This is a genomic window from Streptantibioticus ferralitis (genome assembly GCF_029223525.1).
Taxonomy (GTDB): domain Bacteria; phylum Actinomycetota; class Actinomycetes; order Streptomycetales; family Streptomycetaceae; genus Streptantibioticus_A; species Streptantibioticus_A ferralitis.
Map to the genome: position 1 here is coordinate 177,035 of NZ_JARHTQ010000008.1, position 26,669 is coordinate 203,703.

A 26,669-nucleotide genomic window follows, 5' to 3' on the forward strand; every position below is an offset into this window, starting at 1 on the left:
GGTTGTTGACGTGAATCGCAACGGTGTACGCACACCGCAAGGCCTCTCAGTGGGACTCAGCGCGCACGCAGATCGGGGCGGGTCATGGTGAAGTGCGCGGTGACCTGGGCATGGACGGTCTGGCGCTCCGGTTCGAGGGTGATGGCCGGGGTCGGCCCGGCTCCGGCCGCGGCGCCGGGGGCGGCGGGCCCGAACGCCCGCGCACGGTAGGGAGCGGGTGACTCCACGCCGGTGTCGGAGAGCTCGAGGAGGGCGGTGACCTCGCCGCCGAGCGCCTCCGCGTACTCCCGGGCGCGCTGTACGGCGTCCCGTACCGCCTGGGTTCTGGCGGTGCGGTAGGCGGGCGAGTCGGGGCGCAGTGACCACCACGGGCCGTCGACCCGGGTGAGGTCGAGTTCCGCGAGGCGGCTGATGAGTTCGCCGAGGGCGGTGAAGTCGGTGAGGGTGACTTCGAGGTGGACGCGGCCGTGGTAGGAGCGGACGCGTTCGCCGCGGCCCTTGGTGAGTTCCGGGGTGATGACCAGGGCGCTGGTCTGCGTCTTGTCGACGGCTTCCGCATGCGCCCTGACGAGTTCGAGGACGGTGGTGTTGCGCCGGGTGAGGTCGTCGAGGGCGCTGCGGCGGTCGGTTCCTCGGGCGCTGACGGTGATGGCGATGCGGGCGAGTTCGGGTTCGGCCTCGATGTTCGCTTCGCCGCGTACGCCGATGCGCGGCGCGTCCGCACTCGGCTGCTCCGGGTGTGCCGTGGGTGTCGTGGGTGTCGTGGTCATGTCTCCACTGTGGCAGGCGGGTTGGACACCGGTGGGTTACCTGTTGGTCACGTGCGGGGGGTGTTGCGTACGGCTTCGCTAGGCCAGAATCTACGCGCGTTTAACGCGACTCGTCACGAGACCGGTGGCGAGCTTGTCAGGTGCATGTGGGGAGTAGTGGATGTCGATCGACCGCAGGACCTTCATCAACCGCTCGGCGGCCACGAGCGCCGGCGTCGCGCTGGCCGGGGCCGCGGGCACCGCGGCGGCCGAACCCGCGCAGGCGCAGGAGCGGGGGCACCAGCCGAAGCGGGCCTCGTTGCGTGTCCTGGGCACGACCGATGTGCACGGCCATGTCCTCAACTGGGACTACTTCACGGACAAGGAGTACGACGACAAGGACCACAACGACGTGGGCCTGGCGAAGATCGCCACCCTGGTGGAGCAGGCACGGGCGGAGAAGGGCCACCACCGCACGCTGTTGATCGACGCGGGTGACATCATCCAGGGCACCCAACTGTCGTACTACTACGCCCGAGTTGAGCCGATCACCGGCCGTCATGACAAGCACGCGCCGAAGCATCCGATGGCGCTGGCGATGAACCACATGCGCTACGACGCCGCCGCGCTGGGGAACCACGAGTTCAACTACGGCATTCCGGTGCTGCGCGCGTTCCAGGCGCAGTGCGACTTCCCGCTGCTGGCGGCGAACGCGCTGGACGCCAAGACGCTGAAGCCCGCCTTCCCGCCGTATGTCGTGAAGCACATCCGGGTACCGGGCGCCCCCGATGTCAAGGTGGGCGTTCTCGGGCTGACCAACCCGGGCATCGCGATCTGGGACAAGGGCAACGTGCACGGGAAGATGACGTTCCCCGGCCTGGTGGAGCAGGCGAAGATCTATGTGCCCAAGCTGCGGTCGCTGGGCTGCGACGTGGTGATCTGCACGGATCACTCGGGGCTGGACGGCAGCACGTCGTACGGTGACGCCCTGCCGTATCCGGAGAACGCCTCGTCGCTGGTGGCCGAGCAGGTGCCGGGGATCGACGCGATCCTGGTGGGGCACACGCATGTGGAGCGGCCGTGCACGATCGTGGCGAACGCGCAGACGGGCAAGAAGGTGGTGTTGTCCGAGCCGCTGATGTGGGGAATGCGGCTGAGCGTCTTCGACCTCGATCTGCAGCTGCGGCACGGGCGTTGGGAGGTCGTCTCGGTCACCGCCGAGGTGCGCAACGCCAACACGGTGCCGGAGGACCCGCAGGTGGCGAAGCTGGTGCGGGCGGAGCACCAGCGGGTGGTGGCCTATGTGAACCAGGTGATCGGCACCTGCAAGGAGGCGATGTCGGCGGCGCAGGCCCCCTACCGGGACACGCCGATCATCGATTTCATCAATTTCGTGCAGGCGGCGACGGTGAAGGAGGCACTGGCGAAGACCGCTTATGCCTCGCTGCCGGTGCTGTCGCAGGCGGCGTGCTTCTCGCGGTCGGCGTCGATTCCGGCGGGGAAGGTGTCGCTGCGGGATGTGGCGGGGCTCTATGTGTACGAGAACACGCTGGATGCCCGCGTTCTGACGGGCGCGCAGGTCAAGGACTATCTGGAGTGGTCGGCCCGGTACTTCGTGCAGACGCCGGTCGGCGCTCCGGTCGATGTGGCCAAGTTGACCAACGCCAACAGCACGCCCGACTACAACTACGACGTGCTGGGCGGTGGTCTGACCTACGACATCGACGTTTCGCAGCCGGCGGGCTCGCGGATCGTGAAGCTGGCCTTCCAGGGCAAGCCGATCGATCCGAAGGCGCAGTTCGTCTTGGCCGTGAACAACTACCGGGCGAACGGCGGGGGGAACTTCCCGCATGTGGCGTCGGCGAAGTCGGTGTGGTCGGACTCGGATGAGATCCGCAACACGATCATCGCGTGGGTGAAGGCGAACAAGACCATCGATCCGGCCGTGTTCGCCTCCGGTGGCTGGCGGCTCACCCGCGCGGGAGTACCGCTGTTCTGATGGTGGGGGTGGCCGTCCCTGGACGGTGTCCGGCGCTCGGCCCACCGCGGGCCGGGCGCCGGTCGCGTTGCCGGTCCAGGCCGAAGGTGGTGAAGGCGGTGCGCTGCGGCAGCTCGTAGGCGGGCTCGTCGGTCAGGGAGTTGAGGATGACAGCGGAGCGCCAGGCGCCGAGACCGAGGTCGGGAGTGCCGACGCCATGGGTGTGGAGTTCGGCGTTCTGTACGTGGATGGCGCCGCGGATGGACGGGTCCAGGACGAGGCGGTGCCGTTCGTCGACGCGTGGGCGGCCCGCGGAGTCGCGGCGCAGGTACGGGTCGATGGGTGCCAGGAGCGGGTCGAGGGGGCGCTGCCGGTAACCGGTGGCGAGTACGACGGCGTCGGTGGTGATGCGGCTCTGGGTGCCCTGTTGGACGTGTTCGAGGTGGAGTTCGACGCGGTCGGCGCCCATCCGGCCGGCGGTGCGGACCGAGACTCCGGGCGTCAGGGTGACGTCGGGCCAGGACGGCTGTCCTGACTCGGTTGTCAGTGTGCGCTGGTACAACTCCTCATGGATGGCGCTGATGGTCTCGTGGTCGATGGCTTTGTGGAGTTGCCATTGGTGTGGCAGGAGTTGGTCGCGTACGGGTTCTGGAAGGGCGTGGAAGTAGCGGGTGTAGTCGGGAGTGAAGTGTTCGAGGCCGAGTTTGCTGTATTCCATGGGGGCGAAGGCCTCGGTGCGGGCGATCCAGGTGAGTGCTTCCCGGCCGTGCGGGCGGTTGCGCAGCAGGTCGAGGAAGATCTCGGCGCCGGATTGGCCGGATCCGACGACCGTGACGTGGCCGGCGGCGAGCAGGCGGTCGCGGTGGTCGAGGTAGTCGGCCGAGTGGAAGACGGGGACGCTGGGCGATTCGGCGAGCGGGCGTAGCCGGTCGGGTACGTGGGGGGTGGTGCCGATGCCGATGACGATGTTGCGGGTGTGGACGCGGCCCACGCCCGTGGCTTCGCCGTCGGGGTCGAGTCGGGTGTAGTCGACCTGGAACAGGTCGCGTTCCTGGTTCCAGCGGACGGCGTCGATCTGGTGGCTGAAGTGGCAGGTGGGGAGTGAGTCGGCGACCCAGCGGCAGTAGGCGTCGTACTCGGTGCGGGGGATGTGGAAGCGCTCGGCGAAGTAGAAGGGGAACAGGCGGCCGCGGGCTTTGAGGTAGCAGAGGAACGACCAGGGGCTGGCGGGTTCGACGAGGGTCACCAGGTCGGCCAGGAAGGGGACTTGCAAGGTGGTGCCCTGGATGAGCTGCCCGGCGTGCCAGCTGAACGCGGGGCGTCGGTCGTAGAAGGCGGTGCGCAGGTCGGCGGCGCCGTCGGCGAGGGCGGCGAGGGAGAGGTTGAACGGTCCGATGCCGACGCCCAGCAGGTCCAGTGGTTCGTCGGTGGAAGGGCTGTCGGCGGGATCGACGGTGTTCATGGGGGGGTCCTTCCGTGGGTTACTGACCGGTCCGGGGTGTGTTGCCGCCCGGCGGGTCTTGGCCGGTGGAGGGTTCCTGGCCGTTCGACGGCGGTCGGCCGGTTCGGGTTTCCCGTCCGGTGTGGGCGACGAGGTCGAGCAGGGCGGTGAAGTCGGCCGGTCCGATGGTGGGGTTGAGGAGGGTGGCCTTGAGCCAGAGCCGGTCGGCCGCGTGGGCGCGGCCCAGTACCGCTGAGCCCGAGGTCATCAGGGCGAGGCGGCTGGTGGCCAGTTCGGAATCGGTGAGATGGCTGGGACGGAACAGGACGGTGGTGATGGTGGGGCGCGCATAGAGGGTGAGGCCGGGGTGGGCTTCGATGAGGTTGGCGAGTTGTTGTGCCTGCTGGCAGACGTCGTCGACGAGTTGGGCGAGTCCGTCGCGGCCGAGTGCCCGCAGGGTGACGGCGATCTTGAGGATGTCGGCGCGGCGGGTGGTGCGCAGCGAGCGGCCGAGCAGGTCGGGGAGCCCGGCTTTGGTGTCGTCGTCGGCGTTGAGGTAGTCGGCGCGGATGGCCAGTGGCCGTAGTGCGGTGGCGTCCGGTACCGCGAGCAGTCCGGCGGCGATGGGTTGCCAGCCGAGCTTGTGCAGGTCGAGGGCGACCGAGGTGGCGGACTGCAGGCCGGTCAGCCGGGCGCGGTGGCGTCTGCTGAACAGCAGCGGCCCGCCGTAGGAGGCGTCGATGTGGAGTTCGGCGCCGTGGGCGGTGGTGACTTCGGCGATGCCGGGCAGCGGGTCGATGGCGCCGCTGTCCGTGGTCCCGGCGGTGGCGATGACCAGGGCCGGGCCGTGGAGTTCGGCCAATGCGCGCTCGACGGTGGCGGGGTGCAGGGTGCCGTCGGGGGTGGGGAGGGTGCGGGGTTCGGGGAGGCCGAGGAGCCAGGCGGCGCGGTGGATGCTGTGGTGGGCGTTGGCGCCGCAGACGATATGGACTCCGGGGGACCCGGCGGCGCGGGCGCGTTCCCGGGCGAGGAGCAGGCCGAGTTGGTTGGACTCGCTGCCTCCGGTGGTGACTAGGCAGTCGGGTTGGGGCAGGTCGGGGTAGACGAGGGCGGCGAGTGCGGCGGTGGTCTCGGCTTCCAGGGTGCTGGCGGCGGGGGCCTGGTCCCAGGAGTCCATGGAGGGGTTGAGCGCTGAGACGGCGAGGTCGGCGGCGACCGCGAGGGCGAGCGGCGGGCAGTGCAGATGCGCGACGCAGTAGGGATCCGCCGGGTCGGCGGAGCCTTCGGTGACGGCGCGTACCAGGGTGTGGAGCGCTTCTTGGGCGCCGGTGCCGCCGGTGGGGAGGACGGGGGCGGCCAGGGCACGCAGCCGGGCGGCGACCGCTTGTGGGCCGCCGTGCGGGATGGGGCCGCCGCGGGCGGCGGCTCCTTGGGCGAGTGCGCCCAGCACGGTGTCGATCAGGGGCCGCAGGTGGCTGGGCCCGGAGGCGCCTCCCGCGAGTGCGGGCGGACGGTAGGCCCCGGGGTCGTACGGCGTCGGCATGGCTGCGGTGCCCTTCGGGATGGCGGCTGGGGAGGCACGGGCGTCCCCAAGTCTTCTGGCTCGGAGGTGTGTTCACCCGAAGAGCACAACGATCTCGACCCGAAAGTGGTATTGCCGATTTGTGGGCAGGCGCCGGGTTTGGTATGTGGCAGTGCGCCGCCCGGGTGTCAGTTCCGTTACGGGCGCACCGCTTTGGGCTTGCGCGGCGGTTGACGCCGCCGGGTCCTGTCCGGCGGGACTCGGCTGTCGAGCTGTCCTGGGCCGCGGCAGCACGGCGCCGCTCCGTGCGTGGTGACCGCGGCCTGCGGCGATGCGGTTCGGTTCAACGGCAGTACGGCGGCGACCAACCAGCCGCCTTCGGGGGCGGGGCCGGCTGCCAGCCGTCCGCCGAGGGCTTCGGCGCGTTCGGTGAGGCCGACCAGGCCGAAGCCGCCGCCGCGCGCCGATTCGGTGAGCCTGGCGGCCTTGGTGCCGTCGTCGGCGATCCGCACTTCGAGGCCGTCGGGGACGGGGCGGATCGCGATGCGTACGGCCGTGGCGTCGGCCGCGTGCTTGACGACGTTGGTGAGCGACTCGCGGACGATGCGGTGCACGCCCGCCGCGACATCGGGCGGGACGCGGGCGGCGAGGCCGTTCTCCACGTGGAGGAGCACGGGCGGGCCGGTCCGGAACAGTTCGGAGGCGATCTCGGCGTTGGTCAGCCCCCTGGCCAGGCAGCGTGCGACATCCGCCGCACGGTGGGTGAGCGCCTCTGACGGCTGCCTGGTGGCGCTGCCGGTGGCGGCCGAAGCGGCCATGGTCCGCAGCAGCCGCACGGTGATCGCCGGTGAGATCAGCGAGTCGCCGACGGCTGCCGCGCGGACCGCCTCGACCAGCATGGCCGGGCTGGAGTCCTTCCGCAGGAAGCCGCTGGCGCCGTGGTGCAGCGCGGTGTGTACGTATTCGTCGAGGTCGAAGGTGGTGACGATGACGATCCGCGGCGGGGTGCCCTGCCAGTACGAGGCGGCCTCGGGGGCGAGCAGGCGCCGGGTGACCTCCAGACCGTCCACCTTGGGCATCCGGATGTCGAGCAGGCAGACGTCGGGGCGGTTGCGGCGCGCTCGACTCGGGTGATGTGGAGGCAGACGTGCGTGCCGTCGGCCGGGAGGCCCCGATGGCGTCGTGCGGCCGCAGCCGGGGCAGCTCGTGGAAGACGCGACGGTCGCCGACGATGACGGAGCGTCCCGGTTCGCCGGGGGGCCGCGCTGCCGTCGTACCACCCGGCGCACTGCTCCGGCAGGCCGCGCGCGGCGGCGCCGACCGCGACCGTCCCGGCGTGTATCCCGGCGCCCGGGATGTCGGGCCGTACCGGTGCGCTGGTGCTGGTGGCCGCCGGGGCGTACCGGCCGTGGACCCGGGTGCCGTAGCCGTCGGGGCCGTGCAGTAGCGCCCAGGCGGCGAGGGCGGCCGAGGTCATGAGCAGCAGGAGGACGGCACCGTTGACTCGGAGCTCGGAAGAACGGGCGGTGGTCCTGCGCATGCCGTTGACGCTACGCAGCGGGCGGCGACGCGGCGTCGACCATGTGGCCATCGCGGCATCGTCCGAATGGACGATGCCGCGGCGCCGTAGGGTGACGGTATGCGCCAACTCACGCATCGCTGGCTAGAGTCCGTCGCGAGCACCCCCGGCGGGGACTTCGCCGCGTCCCCGGCAGGGCTGTGGCTCGCTCTGGCCACCATCTCGGTGGGCGCGCGCGGTGCGACGGCCGCCGCGTTCGAGGAGTTGCTGGAGACCGGCCCGGATCCGGCCGCCGCGGTGGCCGAGACGGTGCGGGGTCTGGAGAAGACCGACGCCCTGGCCATGGCGACCGGGGTGTGGAGTCGCTCGCCGCTGTACGAGGAGTTCCGTGCCGCGCTGCCGGACGTCGGTTTCGGGGAGCTGGACGCCGCTTCCCCGGCCGCGATCGACGCCTGGGTGCGTGAGGCCACCGGTGGGCTGATCGAGCGGCTGCCGTTGGATCTGCCGTCCAGCACCCTTCTGCTGCTGGTCAACGCGCTGGCGCTGAAGGCCCGTTGGGCCGATCCGTTCGACATGGCGGAGACCCGTGACCGTCCGTTCACTGATGCGGCCGGGGCCGTACACCGGGTACCGACGATGTGCAAGACGTTCACGGCGCACGCGGCGTGGACCGTGCCGGAGTCGTCCGGCGGTCTGACCCGGGTGGTCGAACTGCGGTGCGCGGCAGAGGGGTTCACTCCGGCCGTCGTACGGTTCGTGATCGGTTCGCCCGGCCGCACCGCGACCGAGGTGCTGCCCGCGGCGTGGGCGCCGTCCGGGGTGCGCGGCCGGATCGACGCCGCTCAGGTGCGGGTGCTGCTGCCGCGGCTCACGCTGCGTACAACGCTGGAGGTGACCGATCACCTTCCGGCGCTGGGGCTGGACATCGCGGCCCGGGACGACGCCGATTTCTCCCGGCTCTCGCCGGATCGCCTCAAGATCGACCAGGTGGTGCAGGAGGCGGTGGTCAAGGTGGCCGAGGAGGGCATCGAGGCGGCCGCGGCCACGGCGGTCACGATGCGGCTCGCGAGCATGGTCACTTCACGACCGCGCATCGAGGAGATCGCGTTCGACCGGCCGTTCGGGCTGGTGGTCCTGGATTCGGCCGGTGAGCTACCGCTGTTCACCGCCTGGCAGGCGACCGCGCCGCGCTTCGTCTGAGCCCTGGAGCGACACCGCACGCAGCGCGTCGCCCGCCCCGTGCGGGATCGGTTCGCCGTGGCCGAAGCAGGCGATGTCCACGTCAAGGTCGGCGAGCCTGCGGAAGGACGCCGCCGCCTGGTCGCGGTCGACGTTGAACACCCCGAGCATCAGCTGTTCCACGTTCGCGACCGTGTCACCGGTGAACACCGCCCGCGCGTCAGGGAGATGGACGGCAATGCTGCCCGCGGTGTGGCCGGGGATGTGCAGGATGCGGGCCGGATAGCCCCAGTCGAGTTCGTCGCCGTCCATCAGCTCGCGGTCGACACGGCAGCGCGGCATGGGCGGGAGGTTCGGGACGACGCTGTCGTACAGCGGACGCTCCCAGTCCGACAGCACCGGCGGCGGCTCCGGCACGTCGCCCCGGATGACGGGCGCGTCGGCGGCTCCCGCCGCGACCGTGGCGCCGGTGGCGGCGACGAGCGCGGCGGCCGAACCCCCGTGATCGTTGTGCGAGTGGGTCAGCACGATCTGCCGTAGCTCCTCCGGGCGGCCGCCGAGTCCGCGCAGGGCGTCGAGGATGTCGCGCTCGGCGCCCGCCGCGCCGCAGTCCACCAGGGCGAAGCCGTCTGCGGTGCGTACGGCGTACGCCTGGCCGATGGCGAATCGGAACATCCAGATGTCAGAGGCGAGTTGTACGGTCTCCATGAGCCGACGGTAGGCCGGGGGAGGCGGTTTCGCGGCATGGTTGAGCCAAGGGCGAAACCCGGCGGCGGCACGTAGTCTCGTAAGGGGCGAGAGTCCTTGGGGAGGTGCCCGTGACACGTCACGCCGGACCCGCGGACCGGTCAGGACCGGCTTCCGGGGAGATCCTGCACGGTTTCCCGCACCTGCAGACGATCCAGGCCTCGCTGACCGCGCTCTACAAGCGGTTGTCGTACGACACCGTCAGCACGTTCGCGCGCAGCGTACTGCCGGACGAGGTCCGCATACCGCCGGACGCCGACATCTATCTGGGTACGCAGCAGGTCGCCCGGACCATCGTGCAGCATCTGCGGCTGCCGGACGCGCGGATGATCGTGGCGTTCCGCGACATGGTGCACGCCGGGAACGTGGAGCTGGAGGCCGGGCCCGAGTACTTCATCGAGCTGAACTCGCGGTTCAAGGACGACCGGCGCGACATCGGCGCCTGTCTGGCGCATGAGGTGATGCACGTCTATCTGCACCGGCTTGGCCTGGGGTTTCCCGGGACCCGGGACAACGAGATACTGACGGACACCGCGACCACCTATCTCGGTGCGGGCTGGCTGCTGCTGGACGCCTACCGGGAGGAGAGCAATGTGCGCGGGGACCGCCTGGTGCGGTCGGCGTCGAAGCTCGGGTATCTGACTCCGGAGGAGTTCGGGTACGTGCTGGCCAAGCGGGCGCTGGCCTTCGGTGACGACATCGAGCCGTGGTTCTCCAGCGCGCAGGCCCGCGACGCGTATCGGGCCGGTCTCGCCCAGGCCGAGGCGGACCTGCGGCAGCCGCCGCTGGTGAGGTGCGGGTGGGCCAGCCGTCGGCGGTACGCCGCCGAGCGCCGCTATGTGCAGCGGGGGGACTGGAGCGGCGGGACGTCGGTGCGGGCTGGCGGGTACGCGTTCGAGAGCGGGTCGCCGCTGCGGGTGTCGTTCCCCTGCCCCACGTGCCACCAGCGGATCCGGGTGCCGGTGCGGGGGCGGTTCACGGCTCGGTGCGGGTTGTGTCGCACCGAGTTGCAGTGCGACACATAGCCCGCCCGACTTCTTACGGTGGTCGCCTTCTTACAGCGAGTCCAGGAACTCCAGCAGCGCCGCGTTGACCTCGTCCGGGCGTTCCTGCTGGGTCCAGTGGCCGCAGCCCGGCAGGACGACGGGCTCGCGGAGCTGGGGGTGCAGAGTGGTCAGCGCGGGCAGCAGCTGGTCCATGCCGGGGAAGTGGTAGACGAGGTCGCGGTCGCCGGTGATGTAGAGCGCGGGGATCTGGATCGTGGCGTCGGCCCAGGCGGCGGTCAGTTCCCAGTTGCGGTCCAGGTTGCGGTACCAGTTCAGGCCGCCGGTGAAGCCCGCTTCGGCGTATTCGGCGGTGAAGACGTCGATGTCCTCCTCGGTGAGCCAGGAGGGCAGCTTCTCCGGGGCCTTGACCCGGTCGAGGAAGCCGCCGCCGGGCTGGACCAGCGGCTGGCCCGGCGGGTCGTTGTGCGGGTTGTCGCCGCTCGCGCCGTACAGCGTGCGGCGGAACGTGGCGCGGGGGTCGGCGGCCAGCTCGGCGTCGGCGACGCCGGGGGTCTCGAAGTAGTTCCAGTAGAACTGGCCGTCGAACCGCTCACGCATGGCCCGCAGCGGCGGTACGGAGCCGCGTGGCTGCGGTGGGACGCTCAGGCCCGCGACGGCGGTCACCACGTCGGGGCGCAGCAGCGCGGTGTGCCAGGCGACCGGTGCGCCCCAGTCGTGGCCGATGACCACGGCGTGTTTCTCGCCGAGGGCGTGGATCAGGCCGATGACGTCGCCGACCAGGTGCAGGATGGTGTACGCCTCGACCTCCTGCGGGTGGTCGCTGCGGCCGTAGCCGCGCTGGTCGACGGCGACCACGCGGTATCCGGCGGCGGCCAGCGGCGCGAACTGGTGCCGCCACGAGTACCAGCACTCGGGAAATCCGTGCAGCAGCACGACCAGTGGCCCTTCGCCCTCTTCGGCGATGTGCAACCGGATGCCGTTCACGTTGACGCTGTGGTGCTCTACCACCCTGGTGCCTCCCCAACTACCGTCCGGTGAACCAGGTTCAGGCTACGCCTGCGCGCGGACATGGCGCGGCGCCCGGCCCCCCGGTCGGGGTTGGGGGGCCGGGCGCCGCCTTGCCAGCCGTACGGCGTTGTACGGCTCACTCGTGGCCGCCGTCAGACCGCCAGGGCGCGGTCGGTCGGGCGGATCGGTGCCGGAAGCGAGCTGGCTCCGGTCAGGTAGTGGTCGACGGCGCGGGCGGCCGAGCGGCCCTCGGCGATCGCCCACACGATCAGTGACTGGCCGCGGCCCGCGTCACCGGCGACGAACACGCCGTCGACGTTGGTGGCGAACTCCTTGTCCCGGGCGATGTTTCCGCGGGCGTCCAGTTCCAGGCCGAGCTGCTCCACCAGGCCGTTCTCCTGGTCGGTGCCGGTGAAGCCCATGGCGAGGGTGACCAGTTGGGCCGGGATCTTGCGCTCGGTGCCGGGCTTCGGCTCGAACTTGCCGTCCTTGAACTCGACTTCGACCAGGTGCAGGAACTGCACGTTCCCGACGTCCTGTCCCTCTTCAGGGGCGGACCCCTCGAACCTGACCGTGTTGACCGCGTAGACGCGCTCGCCGCCCTCCTCGTGCGCGGAGGTGACCTTGTACGTCATCGGGAACGTCGGCCAGGGCTGGTGGGCCGGGCGCTCGTCCGCCGGACGCGGCATGATCTCCAGCTGGGTGACGGAGGCCGCGCCCTGGCGGTGCGCCGTGCCGACGCAGTCGGCACCGGTGTCGCCGCCACCGATGACCACGACGTGCTTGCCCTCGGCGGACACCGGCGAGCTGACGTAGTCGCCTTCCTGGACCTTGTTGGCCAGCGGCAGGTACTCCATCGCCTGGTAGATGCCGCGCAGCTCGCGCCCCGGCACCGGCAGGTCGCGGGCGGTGGTGGCACCGGCCGCGATCACCACCGCGTCGTACCGCCGCTTCAGCACGGCGGCGTCCAGGTCGGCGCCGATCTGCACCCCGGTACGGAACTTGGTGCCCTCCGCGCGCATCTGCTCGATACGGCGGTTGATGTGCCGCTTCTCCATCTTGAACTCGGGGATGCCGTAGCGCAGCAGACCGCCGATGCGGTCGGCGCGCTCGTACACCGCGACCGTGTGCCCGGCGCGGGTGAGCTGCTGGGCGGCGGCGAGTCCGGCCGGTCCCGAGCCGATCACCGCGACGGTCTTGCCGGAGAGCCGGTCCGGCGGCTGCGGGGTGACAAGGCCGTTGTCCCATGCCTTGTCGACGATGGTGACCTCGACGTTCTTGATGGTGACGGCGGGCTGGTTGATGCCCAGCACGCAGGCGGCCTCGCACGGCGCGGGGCACAGCCGACCGGTGAACTCCGGGAAGTTGTTGGTCGCGTGCAGCCGCTCGTAGGCGGCCTTCCAGTCACCGCGGTACGCGTAGTCGTTCCACTCCGGGATGAGGTTCCCCAGCGGACAGCCGTTGTGGCAGAACGGGATGCCGCAGTCCATGCAGCGTCCGGCCTGCTTGCTGATGATCGGCAGCAGGGAGCCGGGCGCGTAGACCTCGTTCCAGTCCTTGACCCGGTCCTCGACCGGGCGGGAGGTGGCGACCTCGCGGCCGGTGGTCAGAAAGCCCTTCGGGTCAGCCATGAGCCGCCTCCATCATCTTCGCCGTGGTCTCGGACTCGGAGAGTCCCGCTTGCTCGGCGGCAACCTTGGCGGCGAGCACTGCCTTGTAGTCCCTCGGCATGACCTTGCCGAAGCGGGTGAGTGTGGTGCCCCAGTCGGCGAGCAGCGCCTCGGCGACGGTGGAGCCGGTTTCCTCCTGGTGGCGGCGCACCACGTCGTGCAGCCACGCGATGTCGTCGGCGTCGAGCGGTTCGACGCCGACCATTCCGTTGTTGACCCTGGACGGGTCCAGGTCGAGGACGTAGGCGATGCCGCCGGACATTCCGGCGGCGAAGTTCCGTCCGGTTTCGCCGAGGACGACCGCGCGTCCGCCGGTCATGTACTCGCAGCCGTGGTCGCCGACGCCTTCGGCCACCACCGTGGCGCCGGAGTTGCGGACGCAGAACCGTTCGCCGACCCGGCCGCGCAGGAACAGCTCACCGCCGGTGGCGCCGTAGGCGAGGGTGTTGCCCGCGATGGTGGAGTACTCGGCGAGGTGGTCGGCGCCCCGGTCCGGGCGGACGATGACCCGGCCGCCGGACAGTCCCTTGCCGACGTAGTCGTTGGCGTCGCCCTCCAGGCGCAGCGTGACGCCCTTGGGCAGGAACGCGCCGAACGACTGTCCGGCGGAGCCGTTGAAGGTGACGTCGACGGTGTCGTCGGGCAGGCCCGTGCCGCCGTACCGCTTGGTCACCTCATGGCCGAGCATGGTGCCGACGGTGCGGTTGATGTTGCGGATGGGGACCTGGGCGCGCACCGGCGTACCGCTCTCCAGCGCGTCGGCGGCCAGCTTGATCAGCTGCTTGTCGAGCGCCTTCTCCAGCCCGTGGTCCTGGACGGTGACCTGGTGGCGGGCCGCGCCGTCCGGCAGCTCGGGCACGTACAGCAGCGGGGCCAGGTCCAGGCCCTGGGCCTTCCAGTGGTTGACCGCGCGGGTGCTGTCGATCAACTCGGCGTGGCCGACGGCCTCTTCGACGGAGCGGAAGCCCAGCTCGGCGAGGATCTCACGGACCTCTTCCGCGATGAACTCGAAGAAGTTGACCACGAACTCGGCCTTGCCGCTGAAGCGTTCGCGCAGCACCGGGTTCTGGGTGGCGATGCCGACCGGGCAGGTGTCCAGGTGGCACACCCGCATCATCACGCAGCCGGAGACCACCAGCGGCGCGGTGGCGAAGCCGAACTCCTCGGCGCCGAGGAGTGCGGCGATGACCACGTCCCGGCCGGTCTTCAGCTGGCCGTCGGTCTGCACCACGATCCGGTCGCGCAATCCGTTGAGCAGCAGCGTCTGCTGGGTCTCGGCGAGGCCCAACTCCCAGGGGCCGCCCGCGTGCTTGAGCGAGGTCAGCGGGGAGGCGCCGGTTCCGCCGTCGTGGCCGGAGATCAGCACGACGTCCGCGTGCGCCTTGGAGACGCCCGCCGCGACCGTGCCGACGCCGACCTCGGAGACCAGCTTCACGTGGATGCGGGCGGCCGGGTTGGCGTTCTTCAGGTCGTGGATCAGCTGGGCGAGGTCCTCGATGGAGTAGATGTCGTGGTGCGGCGGCGGCGAGATCAGGCCGACGCCGGGGGTGGAGTGCCGGGTCTTGGCGACCCACGGGTAGACCTTGTGGCCGGGCAGCTGGCCGCCCTCGCCGGGCTTGGCGCCCTGGGCCATCTTGATCTGGATGTCGTCGGCGTTGACCAGGTACTCGGAGGTGACGCCGAAGCGGCCGGAGGCGACCTGCTTGATCGCCGAGCGCCGGGCCGGGTCGTGCAGGCGCTCCGGGTCCTCGCCGCCCTCGCCGGTGTTGGACTTGCCGCCCAGCTGGTTCATGGCGATGGCGAGGGTCTCGTGTGCCTCGCGGCTGATCGACCCGTACGACATGGCGCCGGTGGAGAACCGCTTGACGATCTCGGAGACCGGCTCGACCTCGTCGAGCGGGATCGAGGGCCGGTCGCCCGTCTTGAGGTTGAACAGGCCGCGCAGCGTCATCAGCCGCTCGGACTGCTCGTTGACCCGCTCGGTGTACTTCTTGAAGATGTCGTAGCGGCGAGAGCGGGTGGCGTGCTGGAGCCGGAAGACGGTCTCCGGGTCGAACAGGTGCGGTTCGCCCTCGCGGCGCCACTGGTACTCGCCGCCGATCTCCAGTCGGCGGTGGGCGGCGGTGATGCCGGAGGCCGGGTACGCCTTGGCGTGCCGGGCGGCGACCTCCTTGGCGATGACATCGAGTCCGGCGCCGCCGATCTTCGTGGTGGTGCCGTGGAAGTAGGTCTCCACGAAGGCCTCGTCCAGGCCGACGGCCTCGAAGACCTGGGCGCCGCGGTAGGAGGCGACGGTGGAGATGCCCATCTTGGACATCACCTTCAGTACGCCCTTGCCCAGCGCCTTGATCAGGTTCTTGATCGCGTCCTCGGGCTCGATGCCCTGCAGGAACGTCCCTGCACGCACCAGGTCCTCAACGGACTCCATGGCCAGGTACGGGTTGACGGCCGCCGCGCCGTAGCCGACGAGCAGCGCGACATGGTGCACCTCGCGCACGTCACCGGCCTCGACCAGCAGGCCCACGTGGGTGCGGGTCTTGGTGCGGATCAGGTGGTGGTGGACCGCGGAGGTCAGCAGCAGCGACGGGATCGGCGCGTGCTCGGCGTCGGAGTGCCGGTCGGAGAGCACGATCAGCCGGGCGCCGTCCGCGATGGCGGCGTCGGCCTCGGCGCAGATCTCGGCGAGCCGTGCGGCGAGCGCCTCGCCGCCGCCCGCGAGCCGGTACAGGCCGGAGAGCGTGGCGGCCTTCAGGCCGGGCATGTCGCCGTCGGCGTTGATGTGGATGAGCTTGGCCAGCTCGTCGTTGTCGATCACCGGGAACGGCAGGGTGACGTTGCGGCAGGTCGCGGGCGTGGGCTCCAGCAGGTTGCCCTGCGGGCCGACCGCGGAGATCAGCGAGGTGACCAGCTCCTCGCGGATGGCGTCCAGCGGCGGGTTGGTGACCTGCGCGAACAGCTGGGTGAAGTAGTCGAACAGCAGCCGCGGCCGCTCGGAGAGCGCGGCGATCGGCGAGTCGGTGCCCATCGAGCCGATCGGCTCGGCGCCGGCCTTGGCCATCGGCGCGAGGATGACCCGCAGCTCCTCCTCGGTGTAGCCGAAGGTCTGCTGGCGGCGGGTGACCGAGGCGTGGGTGTGCACGATGTGCTCGCGCTCCGGCAGGTCCTTGAGGTGGATCAGCCCGGCCTCGAGCCATTCGGCGTAGGGCTTCTCGGCGGCGAGCTGTGCCTTGATCTCGTCGTCCTCGATGATGCGGTGCTCGACGGTGTCGACCAGGAACATCCGGCCCGGCTGCAGCCGGCCCTTGCGGACCACCTTGTCGGGAGCGATGTCGAGCACGCCGACCTCGGAGGACAGCACCACCAGGCCGTCGTCGGTGACCCAGTAGCGGCCGGGGCGCAGACCGTTGCGGTCCAGCACCGCGCCGACCAGGGTGCCGTCGGTGAAGGTGACGCAGGCCGGGCCGTCCCAGGGCTCCATCATCGTGGAGTGGTACTGGTAGAAGGCTCGCCGGGCCGGGTCCATCGAGTCGTGGTTTTCCCACGCCTCCGGGATCATCATCAGCACGCTGTGCGGCAGTGACCGGCCGCCGAGGTGCAGCAGTTCGAGGACCTCGTCGAAGGTGGCGGAGTCCGAGGCGTCCGGGGTGCAGACCGGGAAGATCCGCTCCAGGTCGCCCTTGATCAGGTCGCTGGCCAGCTGCGACTCGCGGGCGCGCATCCAGTTGCGGTTGCCCTTGACGGTGTTGATCTCACCGTTGTGCGCGACGAACCGGTACGGGTGGGCGAGCGGCCAGCTGGGGAAGGTGTTGGTGGAGAAGCGGGAGTGGACCAGGGCGATCGCGGTGGCGAACCGGCGGTCGGACAGGTCGGGGAAGAACGGCTCCAGCTGCCCGGTGGTCAGCATGCCCTTGTAGACGATGGTGCGCGCGGACAGCGACGGGAAGTAGACGTTCACCTCGCGCTCGGCGCGCTTGCGCAGCGCGAAGGCGAGCCGGTCCAGGTCGAGTCCCTGCCGCCCTCCGGTGGCGTCCGCGACGAACAGCTGCGAGAAGTACGGCATGGTGGTGCGGGCCGAGGCGCCCAGCAGTTCGGGGGCGACCGGCACCTCGCGCCAGCCGAGGAGCTCCAGGCCCTCCTCGGCGGCGATCCGCTCGATCGAGTCCACCGCCTTGGCGCGGGCCTCGTCCTCGACCGGCAGGAAGCCGATGCCGACGGCGTAGGAACCGGCCGTGGGCAGGTCGAAGGAGACGGCCTCCCGCAGGAAGCTGTCCGGGATCTGGACAAGGATTCCGGCGCCGTCGCCTGAATCGGGTTCCGAGCCGGTGGCTCCGCGGTGCTCCAGATTGCGCAGGACGGTCAGCGCCTGTTCCACGAGCGCGTGGTCCGCCTCGCCGGTGAGGGTGGCCACGAAGCCGACGCCGCACGCGTCGTGCTCGTTGCGGGGGTCGTACATCCCCTGCGGGGCGGGACGCCCGTCCATGTGGGCCCAGCGGGTGCCGGGCTCGGAGTGCGTGGACGCGGAACGCATCGGCTCTCCCGTCGTCGTGGCATGTGTATTGCCGGAGTGATGTCACGGCGCAACAGGGACGACGCTGGCCCTCTGCGATTTCGTGCAGGTTACATGATGGGCCGGATCCCGAACAGTGGATATCGGCTTCCAACATGTGGACGCAAGGCTGCGAGATACGGGCGTACGCGGCGGTCGCCCGGCGCTTGGTGGGCGACACTGCCCCGGTGCGCGTGTACCTCATGCCCTGCCGCAAGCGCGCCGAAACGAGCGAGTAACGCAACGGGCTGTCGGCAGCTTGTGGCCTGCGTCACTGCCCGGCTGACCAGGCTAACCGACCGCGGTACCGAACAGCGAGCCCAGAACGAAGGTGACCCCGGCCGCCGCGCCGCCCAGGACCAGCTGCCGCAGCCCGCTGAACCACCACGACCGGGCCGTCACCCGGGCCACCACCGCGCCGCAGGCGAACAACCCCAGCAGCGCCAGCACCAGCGCGGGCCACAGCGCGCTCGCACCCAGCAGGTACGGCAGTACGGGCAGCAGCGCACCGGCCGCGAACGATCCGAATGACGAGACGGCGGCGACCACCGGCGACGGCAGGTCGGAAGGGTCGATGCCCAGTTCCTCGCGGGCGTGTATCTCCAGCGCCTGCTCGGGGTCGGCCGACAGCTGCCGTGCGACCTCCAACGCCAGCTCCGGCTGCACACCACGGGATTCGTAGAGCTTGGCCAGCTCGTACAGCTCGTCCTTCGGGTTGCGCCGCAGTTCGAGCCGCTCCAGCTCCAGCTCGGCCTGCACCAGCTCACGCTGCGAGGCGACCGAGGTGTACTCACCCGCGGCCATGGAGAACGCACCGGCCGCGAGCCCGACAAGACCGGCGATCACGATGGTCTTGTTGGAGACATGGCCGCCCGCGACACCGGTCATCAGCGCGAAGTTGGACACCAGTCCATCCATCGCTCCGAAGACGGCCGGGCGCAGCCAGCCGCCGTTGACATCCCGGTGGCTGTGGTGCGGTACGTGGTAGTCGAAGCGCTCGGCCTCGTTCTCGATGACGGTGGACATCTGCTCGGTCTCCCTTCCGGGCCAGGTGCGGACCGCCCGGTCCCCTCCCCAACGCATCGAAGATACGCACGATTCTGTGACCGCTGCCAGCAAGGAAAGCCTGGCCAAAGCGGGTGCGTACCCCCGCGGGGGCGGTTCCCTCGCCACGGTCCGGGTACGCGGGAAGGCCGCCGGATCCGTCAGATCCGGCGGCCTTCCCGTGGTACGCGTCGGGCCCTGTCGGGGGCCTCAGGCCTTCTTGGGCGCCCGGTCCGCGGGCCGCGCCTCGCCCGCCGTGCGGGCGTCCTGGGCGGGCGCCTCGTCCGGCTCGCCGGACGCGCCGATGGTCGGCGCGTCGCCGGCCTGCGTCCCGGCTCCGGCGTCCGGGTCCGCCTTCTGGTCGGCCTTCTGGTCGGCGGGCGCGTCCGTCGCTTCCGGTCCGCCGTCGGGGCCGGCGGCGCCCGGTTCCACGACCGCCTCACGGCCGGGCCGCAGGCGCACCGAGATCACGATGTAGAGCACCGCTGCCAGGAAGACGATGATCGCCGTCCAGTCGTTGAGCCGCATGCCCAGGATGTGGTGGGCGTAGTCGACCCGCATGTGCTCGATCCAGAACCGGCCCACCGTGTACGCGGCCACGTACACCGCGAAGGCCCGGCCGTGGCCGAGGCGGAATCTGCGGTCGGCCCACATCACCAGCAGCGCCACGCCGACGCACCACAGCGACTCGTACAGGAACGTCGGGTGGTACAGGCCGATGTCCGGGGTGGCCGCCGGGCGGTGCGCCGGATCGATCTTCAGCGCCCACGGCAGCTTGGTCGGGCCGCCGTACAGCTCCTGGTTGAACCAGTTGCCCCAGCGGCCGATGGCCTGGGCGAAGGCGATGCCGGGGGCCACCGCGTCCGCGTACGCGGGCAGCGGGATGCCCCGGCGGCGGCAGCCGATCCACGCGCCGAGCGCGCCCAGCGCGATCGCGCCCCAGATGCCGAGACCGCCGTCCCAGACCTTGAAGGCGCCCACCCAGTCGCGGCCCTTGCCGAAGTACAGCTCGTAGTCGGTGATGACGTGGTAGAGCCGCCCGCCGAGCAGGCCGAACGGCACCGCCCACACCGCGATGTCGGCGATGGTGGTCTTCTGCCCGCCGCGTGCGGCCCACCGCTTCCCGCCCAGCCATACGGCGACGAAGACGCCGATGATGATGCAGAACGCGTAACCGCGCAGCGGAATCGGGCCGAGGTAGAGGACGCCCCTCGACGGGCTGGGAATGTATGCGAGGTCCATGGCGTACCCGACGCTACCGTGCCGGACGGGGGCGGGCGCAATCCGCCCGGCAACGGGTCCGTAACAGGGGCCGGTCAGCTGCTGGGGATCGGCTTGCCCTTGTTGGCGGCGGCGACGTCGGACTTGAGGATGTCGGGCGTGAGGGGCTGGTTCTCGCCGAAGATGCTCTTGCCGTTGAGCAGGATGGTCGGGGTCGAGCTGAAGCCGGAGCTGTTGAAGTCGGCGTTGGACTTGTCGACCCACCCGTTGTACGTGCCGTCGTGCACACAGGAGGTGAAGGCCGGCGTCTTCAGGCCCGGCACCTTGTCGGCGAGCTGCAGCAGGTAGTTCTTGTCGGCGAACTTGTCCTCCCGCTCGTCGGGCTGGTTGTCGTACAGCACGTCGTGGTACTCGCGGAACTTGCCCGCGTCCTGGGCGCACGCCGCCGCGTTGGCCGCGTTCAGTGAGCCGGTGCCGCCGGTGTTCCCGTCGATCAGCCGGACCAGGTGGTACTCGCCCTTGAGCTGGCCGCTGTCCATCAGGCCGTGCACGGTGTCGCGGAAACTCTTCTCGAAGGCGTCGCAGGCCGGGCAGCGGAAGTCCTCGTACACCGTGAGCGTCGAGGGCGCACCGTTCCTGCCGACCGGAATGGCGAGACTGTTCTTGCCGACGGCGCCCTTGGGCGGGGTCACCGTGCCGCTGGTGCCGCTCTTGGTGTTGGAGACCACGATTCCGACGGCCGCGGCGATCGCCAGTACGGCGATGATCCCGCCCGCCACCACCAGGGCTCTCTTGCGCTTGCCCCGGGCCTTCTCCCGTTCGCGTTCCGCCTGCAGCCGCTCACGGGCGCTGCGCTTTCCCTCGCTGTTCTTGTCACTCACGCCCCTGCCTAACGCGCCGGGGACGCGTCATCGCGCGTCCCCGGCGGTCAATTCCCCCGAACGGATCACCGTCCGCGGCTCAGCGCTTACGCACGCCGGTCGCCAGTTCCCCGGCCAGGCCGCGGACCGCGGCGATACCGGACTGCGTGTCGGGTGCGTCCAGCAGGCGCTTGACGAAGGCCGAGCCGACGATCACGCCGTCGGCGAATCCGGCCACCTCGGCTGCCTGCTCGGCGTTGGAGACTCCGAGGCCGACGCAGACCGGCAGGTCGGTGCTGGCGCGAGTGCGGCGCACCAGGTCGGCGGCCTGCGCACCGACCGAGGCGCGGGTGCCGGTGACGCCCATCAGCGAGGCCGCGTAGACGAAGCCGGAACCCGCGGCCGTGATCTTCGCGAGGCGCTCGTCCCGGCTGCTGGGCGCGACGACGAACACGGTGGCCAGACCGTGCCGCTCGGCCGCCGCACGCCACCCCGCGGACTCCTCCACCGGCAGGTCGGGCAGGATGCAGCCCGCTCCCCCGGCGTCGGCCAGTTCCTCGGCGAACCGCTCCGCGCCATGGCGGTCGACGGGGTTCCAGTAGGTCATGCACAGCACCGGCGCACCGGTCGCCGCGTGCACCTCGCCGACCGTGCGGACCACGTCGACGATCTTGACGCCGCCGCGCAGCGCGATGTCGTCGGCGGTCTGGATCACCGGCCCGTCGAGCACCGGATCGCTGTGCGGCAGCCCGATCTCGACGATGTCGCAACCGCCTTCGACCATGGCGATCGCGGCGGCGGTGCCCTCGTCCACGGACGGGAAGCCCGCCGGGAGGTAGCCGACCAGCGCGGCGCGGTTCTCGGCCTTGGCGGTGGCCAGCGCCTCGTTCAACAGCTGGATGTTCCCGCTCACTTGGCGTCCCCCTCAGGTGCGTCGTACAGCCCGAAGTAGCGGGCGGCGGTGTCCATGTCCTTGTCGCCGCGGCCGGAGAGGTTGACCAACAGCAGTCCGTCGGGGCCGAGTTCACGGCCGAGGTCCAGGGCGCCCGCGAGCGCGTGCGCGCTCTCGATGGCCGGGATGATGCCCTCGGTGCGGGAGAGCAGCCGCAGTGCCCGCATCGCCTCGTCATCGGTGACCGGGCGGTACTCGGCGCGGCCGACGTCCTTCAGGTACGAGTGCTCGGGGCCGATGCCGGGGTAGTCGAGCCCGGCGGAGATCGAGTAGGGCTCGGTGATCTGGCCGTCCTCGTCCTGCAGTACGTAGGAGCGCGAGCCGTGCAGGATGCCGGGCTCTCCCGCGGTCAGCGTCGCCGCGTGCTCACCGGACTCGACGCCGTGTCCGGCCGCCTCCAGACCGACCAGCCGTACGTCCTCGTCGGGCAGGAAGGCGTGGAAGATGCCGATCGCGTTGGAGCCCCCGCCGACGCAGGCGCAGATGGCGTCCGGCAGCCGTCCGGCGCGCTCCAGGATCTGCCGCCGCGCCTCCACCCCGATGACCCGGTGGAAGTCGCGCACCAAGGCCGGGAAGGGGTGCGGTCCGGCGACCGTGCCGAACAGGTAGTGCGTGGAGTCGACGTTGGCGACCCAGTCGCGGAACGCCTCGTTGATGGCGTCCTTGAGGGTACGGCTGCCCGACTTCACGGCGATGACCTCGGCGCCGAGCATCCGCATCCGGGCGACGTTGAGCGCCTGGCGCTGGGTGTCCACCTCGCCCATGTAGATCGTGCAGTCGAGGCCGAACAGTGCGCAGGCGGTCGCCGTGGCGACGCCGTGCTGCCCGGCGCCGGTCTCGGCGATCACCCGGGTCTTGCCCATGCGCTTGGTGAGCAGCGCCTGGCCCAGCACGTTGTTGATCTTGTGCGAGCCGGTGTGGTTGAGGTCCTCGCGCTTGAGGAAGATCCGCGCGCCGCCCGCGTGCTCGGCGAACCGCTTGACCTCGGTGAGCGGGCTGGGGCGTCCGGTGTAGTGGACCAGCAGGTCGTTCAGTTCCGCTGCGAAGGCCGGGTCGCCCTTGGCCTTCTCGTACTCGGCGGCGACCTCGTCGACCGCGGCGACCAGCGCCTCGGGGATGAACTTCCCGCCGAACGCGCCGAAGTAGCCCTCGGCGTTGGGGACTTGACCCTCCGGGTCCGGGATGAAGAAGTCGGTGGACATTCGGTGTACTCCTCGACGGGGCTGGCGCCCCGTACTCCGTGATCTGCGGCGAATGCGGTGGTTTACCCGGTGAGTGCGACTTTAGGGCTTGCGGGGTCCCTGCGGGCTCCCTGCGGGATGGCGGTACAGCGGTTCGGCGGTTCGGCGGGGTTGCGGTGGGTTCGGCACCGCCGGGCCACACTGTGGTGGTTGCTCGCCGTCGCGGCGGGAACTGATCAACGTCACAGTTGCGAGCCGTGTGGCGGAATCCGACTGACATCGCGACTGCGCGCCCCGGCGGCGGAAACCACTGAGGCCGTGGGTTACGCACCGCGGCGGCGAAAACCCACCGACGCCGTCGGTTACCCGCCGCAGCGACGGAAAACCGCTGACGCCGTCGGTCACGCACCGCAGGGCGGAAACCGCTGACGCCGTCGGTCACGCACCGCGGCGGCGAAAACCCACCGACGCCGTCGGTTACCCACCGCAGCGACGGAAAACCGCTGACGCCGTCGGGCACGCACCGCGGTAGCGGAAACCCACCGACCACGTGGTCGCTCGCCGCCGAAGGCGAATTCCATTCCGCCGCAACGGTGAGCAACCACCACCGCGGAGTCCGGCGGGACCGAACCCACCGCAGTGACAGAGGCATCCTTTCGCCGCCGCGACGGAAAGATCTTCACCGCTACGGCATGCAACCACTACACGTGGCCCGGCGATGCCGAACCAACCGCAACCCGCGAAGATCAGCCGGACGGAACCGGGGCCGTACCCCGGAACGTGTTCAAGCCGTCGCGGAGCGACGGCGCCATCGCATGCCGTTCACCTGGCCCGGCTCGCAGCCGATGACATACCGCACGCGCCGCCCGAGCACCCGCCGTGCGGGTGCCCGGCAGCCGCGCGGACGGCAGCCGCGAGCCAGACGGACGCAGACGGCCATGGGCGGTCAGTCCCTGCCGTGGCGCAGCGCGGGGTGCGCGCCCGCGGCGACGAGGTCGGCGACAGCGGCCTTGGGGTCGCGGCCGGTGACCAGGGACTCGCCGACGAGTACCGCGTCGGCGCCGTCGTTGGCGTAGGCGATCAGGTCGTGCGGGCCGCGTACGCCCGATTCCGCGACCTTCACGATGTGGCCGGGGATTTCCGGCGCGACCCGGGCGAAGTTGCCACGGTCGACCTCAAGGGTCTTCAGGTTGCGGGCGTTGACCCCGATGATCTTCGCCCCGGCGTCCACCGCCCGCTGGACCTCGTCCTCGTCGTGCACCTCGACGAGCGGAGTGAGCCCGATCGACTCGGCGCGCTCGATGAGGGAGACCAGCGCCTCCTGCTCAAGGGCCGCGACGATCAGCAGCGCGAGGTCGGCGCCGTACGCCCGTGCCTCCCAGAGCTGGTAGGCGGTGACGATGAAGTCCTTGCGCAGGACCGGGATGTCCACCCTGGCCCGTACCGCCTCAAGGTCCGCCAGGGAGCCGCCGAACCGGCGCTGCTCGGTCAGGACGCTGATCACGGCCGCGCCGCCCGCCTCGTAGTCCGCGGCCAGGCCGGCCGGGTCGGCGATCGCGGCGAGCGCGCCCTTGCTGGGGCTGGACCGCTTGACCTCGCAGATCACCTTCACGCTGTCGCCGCGCAGCGCGGCGACACCGTCCTTCGCCGGCTGGGCTTTGGCCGCCCGCTCCTTGAGCTCGTCGAGGGAGACACGCGCCTGCCGTTCGGCGAGGTCGGCGCGGACTCCGTCGATGATCTCGTCGAGCACACTCACGCGAGCGGCCCCCTTCCGGTGGCGGTTGTCGAAGTTCCGAAAACCTACTGGTGGATCTGTGGAGCTCAGGTAGTGCGATGGTATCCGCCGCGGGCCGAAGAGACGGCATCCGGTTGCCGCTAGTCCCATCACCTGGACAAATACAGCTACTCGGAGCAGTGCCTAGGGCGCCAGGAACGCCCCGAACGACAGGTTCCGGACAACGCTGAAGACCAGTACGACGGCGCCGAGCCCCCACCACACCGCCCGCGGCACGCGCAGCGCGGCCGGGCGGCCGCGCACCTCGCGGGAGAGCCAGAGCGCCCACAGCACGGCGGCGGTCCCGTAGCCGACGACTGCCAGCGCGTTGTCGCGCAGCGCGCCGCCGAAGTCGCCGTGCACCACGGCGTACGCGCTGCGCAGTCCGCCGCAGGCGGGGCAGTACCAGCCGGTCAGGTACAGGAAGGGGCACACCGGGTAGTGCCCCGGGTGGTTGGGGTCCACGGACCCCACGTACCCGAAGGCCCCCGTGACCGCGGCCAGCAGGCCGACGGGAGCGCCGACACGCCGGAGCAGGGTCCGGGGGGCCGGTCGCCCACCGGATACGCCACCCCGCGGGGGTGTGGCGAAGCCGTGTGCCGCGGACGGGGGTGCGCTCGTCGCCGTCCGCCCGGCGCGGGCGTCCGGCCCGCCGTACCCCATGGGCGCGGCGGTCGGGCGCTGTGCAGGGCCACCGGAATCGGCCGGGCTGATCGGTTGGCTGGACGACACGAGCCGATTCTCCCTGGAAACACCGGCAGGCGCAGCACCGGGGCGATGCGCTCCCGACACTGCGCCTGACGCGCTGTCGCGTGGCCGCTCAGCCGACTCGTCGCCGGGCATCGGCGATCACGGGAGCCGGTCCGCGCTGTGGGATTGGTCACCGCCCTGGCGGCAGGCCCTGCCGGGACGCGCGACCACGGTGCCGGGCGGCGGTACGGAGACCGCCACACCCCACGGCGCTCAGGCGGTGAACAGCCGCCGGACGGGCCTCAGCGACCGGCCTTCTGCGGCGTGGGGGCGCCGAGGCCCGCCGCGCGCATGCCCAGGGTCACGACGCCGCCGAGGGCAACCACGGCCATACCCGCCCAGAAACCGACCGGCTCGGCCGCGACGGTGAAGACACCCGCGACACAGAAGCCGATGAAGGTGATGATGACGCCGGTCCAGGCGGCAGGCGTGTGTCCGTGGCTGTTTCCCGCCATTTCTACTCCTTGCATGTGCTCTGGCGCCGACTGAGGGCGCATTGATCCTCAGGCCATTGTCACCCGTCCGCAGCAGTGCTCGTCATCGGGGGCCCGGCACCGGGTTCAGTCGGCGGTGGGGTCCTCGCCGCGGTCCAGTGCCTTCCACATCTCGCCGGGCTGCTCGGGGTCGGGCGCGCGGCGGGCGGCGCGCTGGGGGCGGGGGCCGCCGGCGCGCTCGTAGCGGCTGGACATGGTCGGCCAGGCGGCGCCCCGCACGATGGCCAGTGCCCCGGCGAGCAGCAGGAGCAGCCCGCCCACCGCGGCGACCCACGGCCAGCCGGTGTGGCCGACGTGCTGGACGGCGGTGCCGGTCAGGCCGCTGGCCTTGGCGGCGGCGGCGTTGAGCGCTTTGGTGTCGGCGGCGCCGGTGACGCACGCCGCAACGGTCCCGGCGCCGCACAGTGCGAGCAGGGCCGAGACCACCAGGCGCCCGACCCGGCGCACCGCGAAGACCGCGACCAGCGCGGCCAGTCCGACCAGTGCCAGGGCGTCCGGCAGCCCGGTGACCGCCTTGCCGGTGGCGGTGACCGGAATCACACTGCCTGCCGACGGTGCCGTTCCGGTCGACCAGGTCTTGCCCGCCGCGAGCAGTACGAGCGCGGCGCCCGCCGCGCCGAGCAGCAGCGCCACGGCAAGGCTGCGCCGTCCGGAACCGCGGCTCGGCGGTTCGGCGGCGGATTCCTCGGCGGGGCGGGGCGGGGGCACTGCGGCGACACTCACGCCTTCCACTATCTCGTCCCCGCGCGGCCGTCCGGCACCCGGGGGCCACGGACGGCGATTTGTAGTGGCTACCCCGCGGGCGGCGCTTCGAAGCGCCGCCCGCCCCCATGAGCGGGCAATTTCTTCCCCCCGGAACCCCATCCACCGGCAAAGCGGCGGTACAGAGTCGCGCGTGCGCTCTTGTTGACGTGCGCCGGTCACATTACGTTTTCCGGCAATCCGCCTCCGGATATCGGTCGACGGGCCGAATGCGGAGCTCCCGCCCCGCACGGAGGTTGAGGAGATTTTCCGGGAGCTTCGCCCC

The 26,669-nt window shown here is 71.0% G+C and carries 21 protein-coding genes; 3 read left to right on the forward strand and 18 right to left on the reverse strand.

The window, feature by feature from the left end:
* Positions 1 to 56: 56 nt before the first annotated feature.
* Entirely contained in the window at positions 57 to 770 is a 714-nt protein-coding gene (locus P2L57_RS15120) for an SIMPL domain-containing protein (protein WP_275814247.1), read from the reverse strand.
* Positions 771 to 930: 160 nt separating this feature from the next.
* Here P2L57_RS15120 and P2L57_RS15125 point away from each other — a divergent pair, with 160 nt between their 5' ends.
* The gene (locus tag P2L57_RS15125; RefSeq protein ID WP_275814250.1) at positions 931 to 2,748 is read left to right on the forward strand and encodes a bifunctional metallophosphatase/5'-nucleotidase; all 1,818 of its coding nucleotides are present in this window, start codon (positions 931 to 933) and stop codon (positions 2,746 to 2,748) included.
* Here P2L57_RS15125 and P2L57_RS15130 read toward each other — a convergent pair.
* From P2L57_RS15130 to P2L57_RS40200, 3 genes are all read right to left on the reverse strand, one after another.
* Positions 2,720 to 4,189, reverse strand: coding sequence for a lysine N(6)-hydroxylase/L-ornithine N(5)-oxygenase family protein (locus P2L57_RS15130; RefSeq protein WP_275814253.1), 1,470 nt, complete (start codon positions 4,187 to 4,189; stop codon positions 2,720 to 2,722). The genes P2L57_RS15125 and P2L57_RS15130 overlap by 29 nt on opposite strands.
* Positions 4,190 to 4,208: 19 nt before the next feature.
* Positions 4,209 to 5,711: a pyridoxal phosphate-dependent decarboxylase family protein gene (locus P2L57_RS15135; protein WP_275814256.1), complete on the reverse strand. Its 1,503-nt coding sequence runs from the start codon at positions 5,709 to 5,711 to the stop codon at positions 4,209 to 4,211.
* 176 nt (positions 5,712 to 5,887) lie between these two features.
* Positions 5,888 to 6,979, reverse strand: coding sequence for a response regulator (locus tag P2L57_RS40200; RefSeq protein ID WP_308292474.1), 1,092 nt, complete (start codon positions 6,977 to 6,979; stop codon positions 5,888 to 5,890).
* Positions 6,980 to 7,329: 350 nt separating this feature from the next.
* Between P2L57_RS40200 and P2L57_RS15145 the strand changes: the two genes are divergently transcribed.
* Positions 7,330 to 8,409 carry a serpin family protein gene (locus P2L57_RS15145; protein ID WP_275814260.1) on the forward strand — a complete coding sequence of 360 codons (1,080 nt, stop codon included), beginning with the start codon at positions 7,330 to 7,332 and terminating at the stop codon, positions 8,407 to 8,409.
* On the opposite strand, the gene P2L57_RS15150 is transcribed toward P2L57_RS15145, so the two are convergent.
* Positions 8,362 to 9,096: an MBL fold metallo-hydrolase gene (locus tag P2L57_RS15150; RefSeq protein ID WP_275814263.1), complete on the reverse strand. Its 735-nt coding sequence runs from the start codon at positions 9,094 to 9,096 to the stop codon at positions 8,362 to 8,364. The genes P2L57_RS15145 and P2L57_RS15150 overlap by 48 nt on opposite strands.
* 110 nt (positions 9,097 to 9,206) lie before the next feature.
* On the opposite strand from P2L57_RS15150, the gene P2L57_RS15155 reads away from it, so the two are divergent.
* Complete coding sequence (locus tag P2L57_RS15155; RefSeq protein ID WP_275814266.1) at positions 9,207 to 10,160, forward strand: RING finger protein; 954 nt, start codon at positions 9,207 to 9,209, stop codon at positions 10,158 to 10,160.
* Positions 10,161 to 10,190: 30 nt separating this feature from the next.
* On the opposite strand, the gene P2L57_RS15160 is transcribed toward P2L57_RS15155, so the two are convergent.
* The 13 genes from P2L57_RS15160 to P2L57_RS15215 form a co-directional block, all read right to left on the reverse strand.
* Positions 10,191 to 11,150, reverse strand: a complete 960-nt coding sequence (locus tag P2L57_RS15160) for an alpha/beta fold hydrolase (protein WP_275814269.1) — start codon at positions 11,148 to 11,150, stop codon at positions 10,191 to 10,193.
* A gap of 152 nt (positions 11,151 to 11,302) precedes the next feature.
* Positions 11,303 to 12,781, reverse strand: coding sequence for a glutamate synthase subunit beta (locus tag P2L57_RS15165; protein WP_275814272.1), 1,479 nt, complete (start codon positions 12,779 to 12,781; stop codon positions 11,303 to 11,305).
* Entirely contained in the window at positions 12,774 to 17,348 is a 4,575-nt protein-coding gene (gltB, locus tag P2L57_RS15170; protein ID WP_275814275.1) for a glutamate synthase large subunit, read from the reverse strand. Before gltB ends, P2L57_RS15165 begins: the two co-directional genes overlap by 8 nt.
* Before the next feature lie 309 nt (positions 17,349 to 17,657).
* Positions 17,658 to 18,392: a VIT1/CCC1 transporter family protein gene (locus tag P2L57_RS15175; protein WP_275814277.1), complete on the reverse strand. Its 735-nt coding sequence runs from the start codon at positions 18,390 to 18,392 to the stop codon at positions 17,658 to 17,660.
* Positions 18,393 to 18,620: 228 nt separating this feature from the next.
* Positions 18,621 to 19,652 carry a prolipoprotein diacylglyceryl transferase gene (gene lgt / locus P2L57_RS15180; RefSeq protein ID WP_275814280.1) on the reverse strand — a complete coding sequence of 344 codons (1,032 nt, stop codon included), beginning with the start codon at positions 19,650 to 19,652 and terminating at the stop codon, positions 18,621 to 18,623.
* A gap of 74 nt (positions 19,653 to 19,726) precedes the next feature.
* Positions 19,727 to 20,512: a DsbA family protein gene (locus P2L57_RS15185; RefSeq protein WP_275814283.1), complete on the reverse strand. Its 786-nt coding sequence runs from the start codon at positions 20,510 to 20,512 to the stop codon at positions 19,727 to 19,729.
* 79 nt (positions 20,513 to 20,591) lie between these two features.
* Complete coding sequence (gene trpA / locus P2L57_RS15190; RefSeq protein ID WP_275814286.1) at positions 20,592 to 21,404, reverse strand: tryptophan synthase subunit alpha; 813 nt, start codon at positions 21,402 to 21,404, stop codon at positions 20,592 to 20,594.
* Entirely contained in the window at positions 21,401 to 22,645 is a 1,245-nt protein-coding gene (gene trpB / locus P2L57_RS15195; RefSeq protein WP_275814289.1) for a tryptophan synthase subunit beta, read from the reverse strand. Before trpB ends, trpA begins: the two co-directional genes overlap by 4 nt.
* 763 nt (positions 22,646 to 23,408) lie before the next feature.
* Positions 23,409 to 23,564, reverse strand: a complete 156-nt coding sequence (trpM, locus tag P2L57_RS40735; RefSeq protein WP_372515715.1) for a tryptophan biosynthesis modulator TrpM — start codon at positions 23,562 to 23,564, stop codon at positions 23,409 to 23,411.
* A gap of 6 nt (positions 23,565 to 23,570) precedes the next feature.
* Entirely contained in the window at positions 23,571 to 24,380 is an 810-nt protein-coding gene (gene trpC / locus P2L57_RS15200) for an indole-3-glycerol phosphate synthase TrpC (RefSeq protein WP_275814292.1), read from the reverse strand.
* Positions 24,381 to 24,542: 162 nt separating this feature from the next.
* The gene (locus P2L57_RS15205; RefSeq protein WP_275814295.1) at positions 24,543 to 25,130 is read right to left on the reverse strand and encodes a DUF2752 domain-containing protein; all 588 of its coding nucleotides are present in this window, start codon (positions 25,128 to 25,130) and stop codon (positions 24,543 to 24,545) included.
* Between the two features lie 260 nt (positions 25,131 to 25,390).
* On the reverse strand, positions 25,391 to 25,603 hold the full coding sequence (locus P2L57_RS15210; RefSeq protein ID WP_275814298.1) for an HGxxPAAW family protein: 213 nt from the start codon (positions 25,601 to 25,603) through the stop codon (positions 25,391 to 25,393).
* A 105-nt stretch (positions 25,604 to 25,708) separates the two neighbouring features.
* A complete protein-coding gene (locus P2L57_RS15215; RefSeq protein WP_372515717.1) occupies positions 25,709 to 26,365 on the reverse strand; it encodes a TIGR02234 family membrane protein in 657 nt (218 codons plus the stop codon).
* Positions 26,366 to 26,669 lie beyond the last annotated feature (304 nt).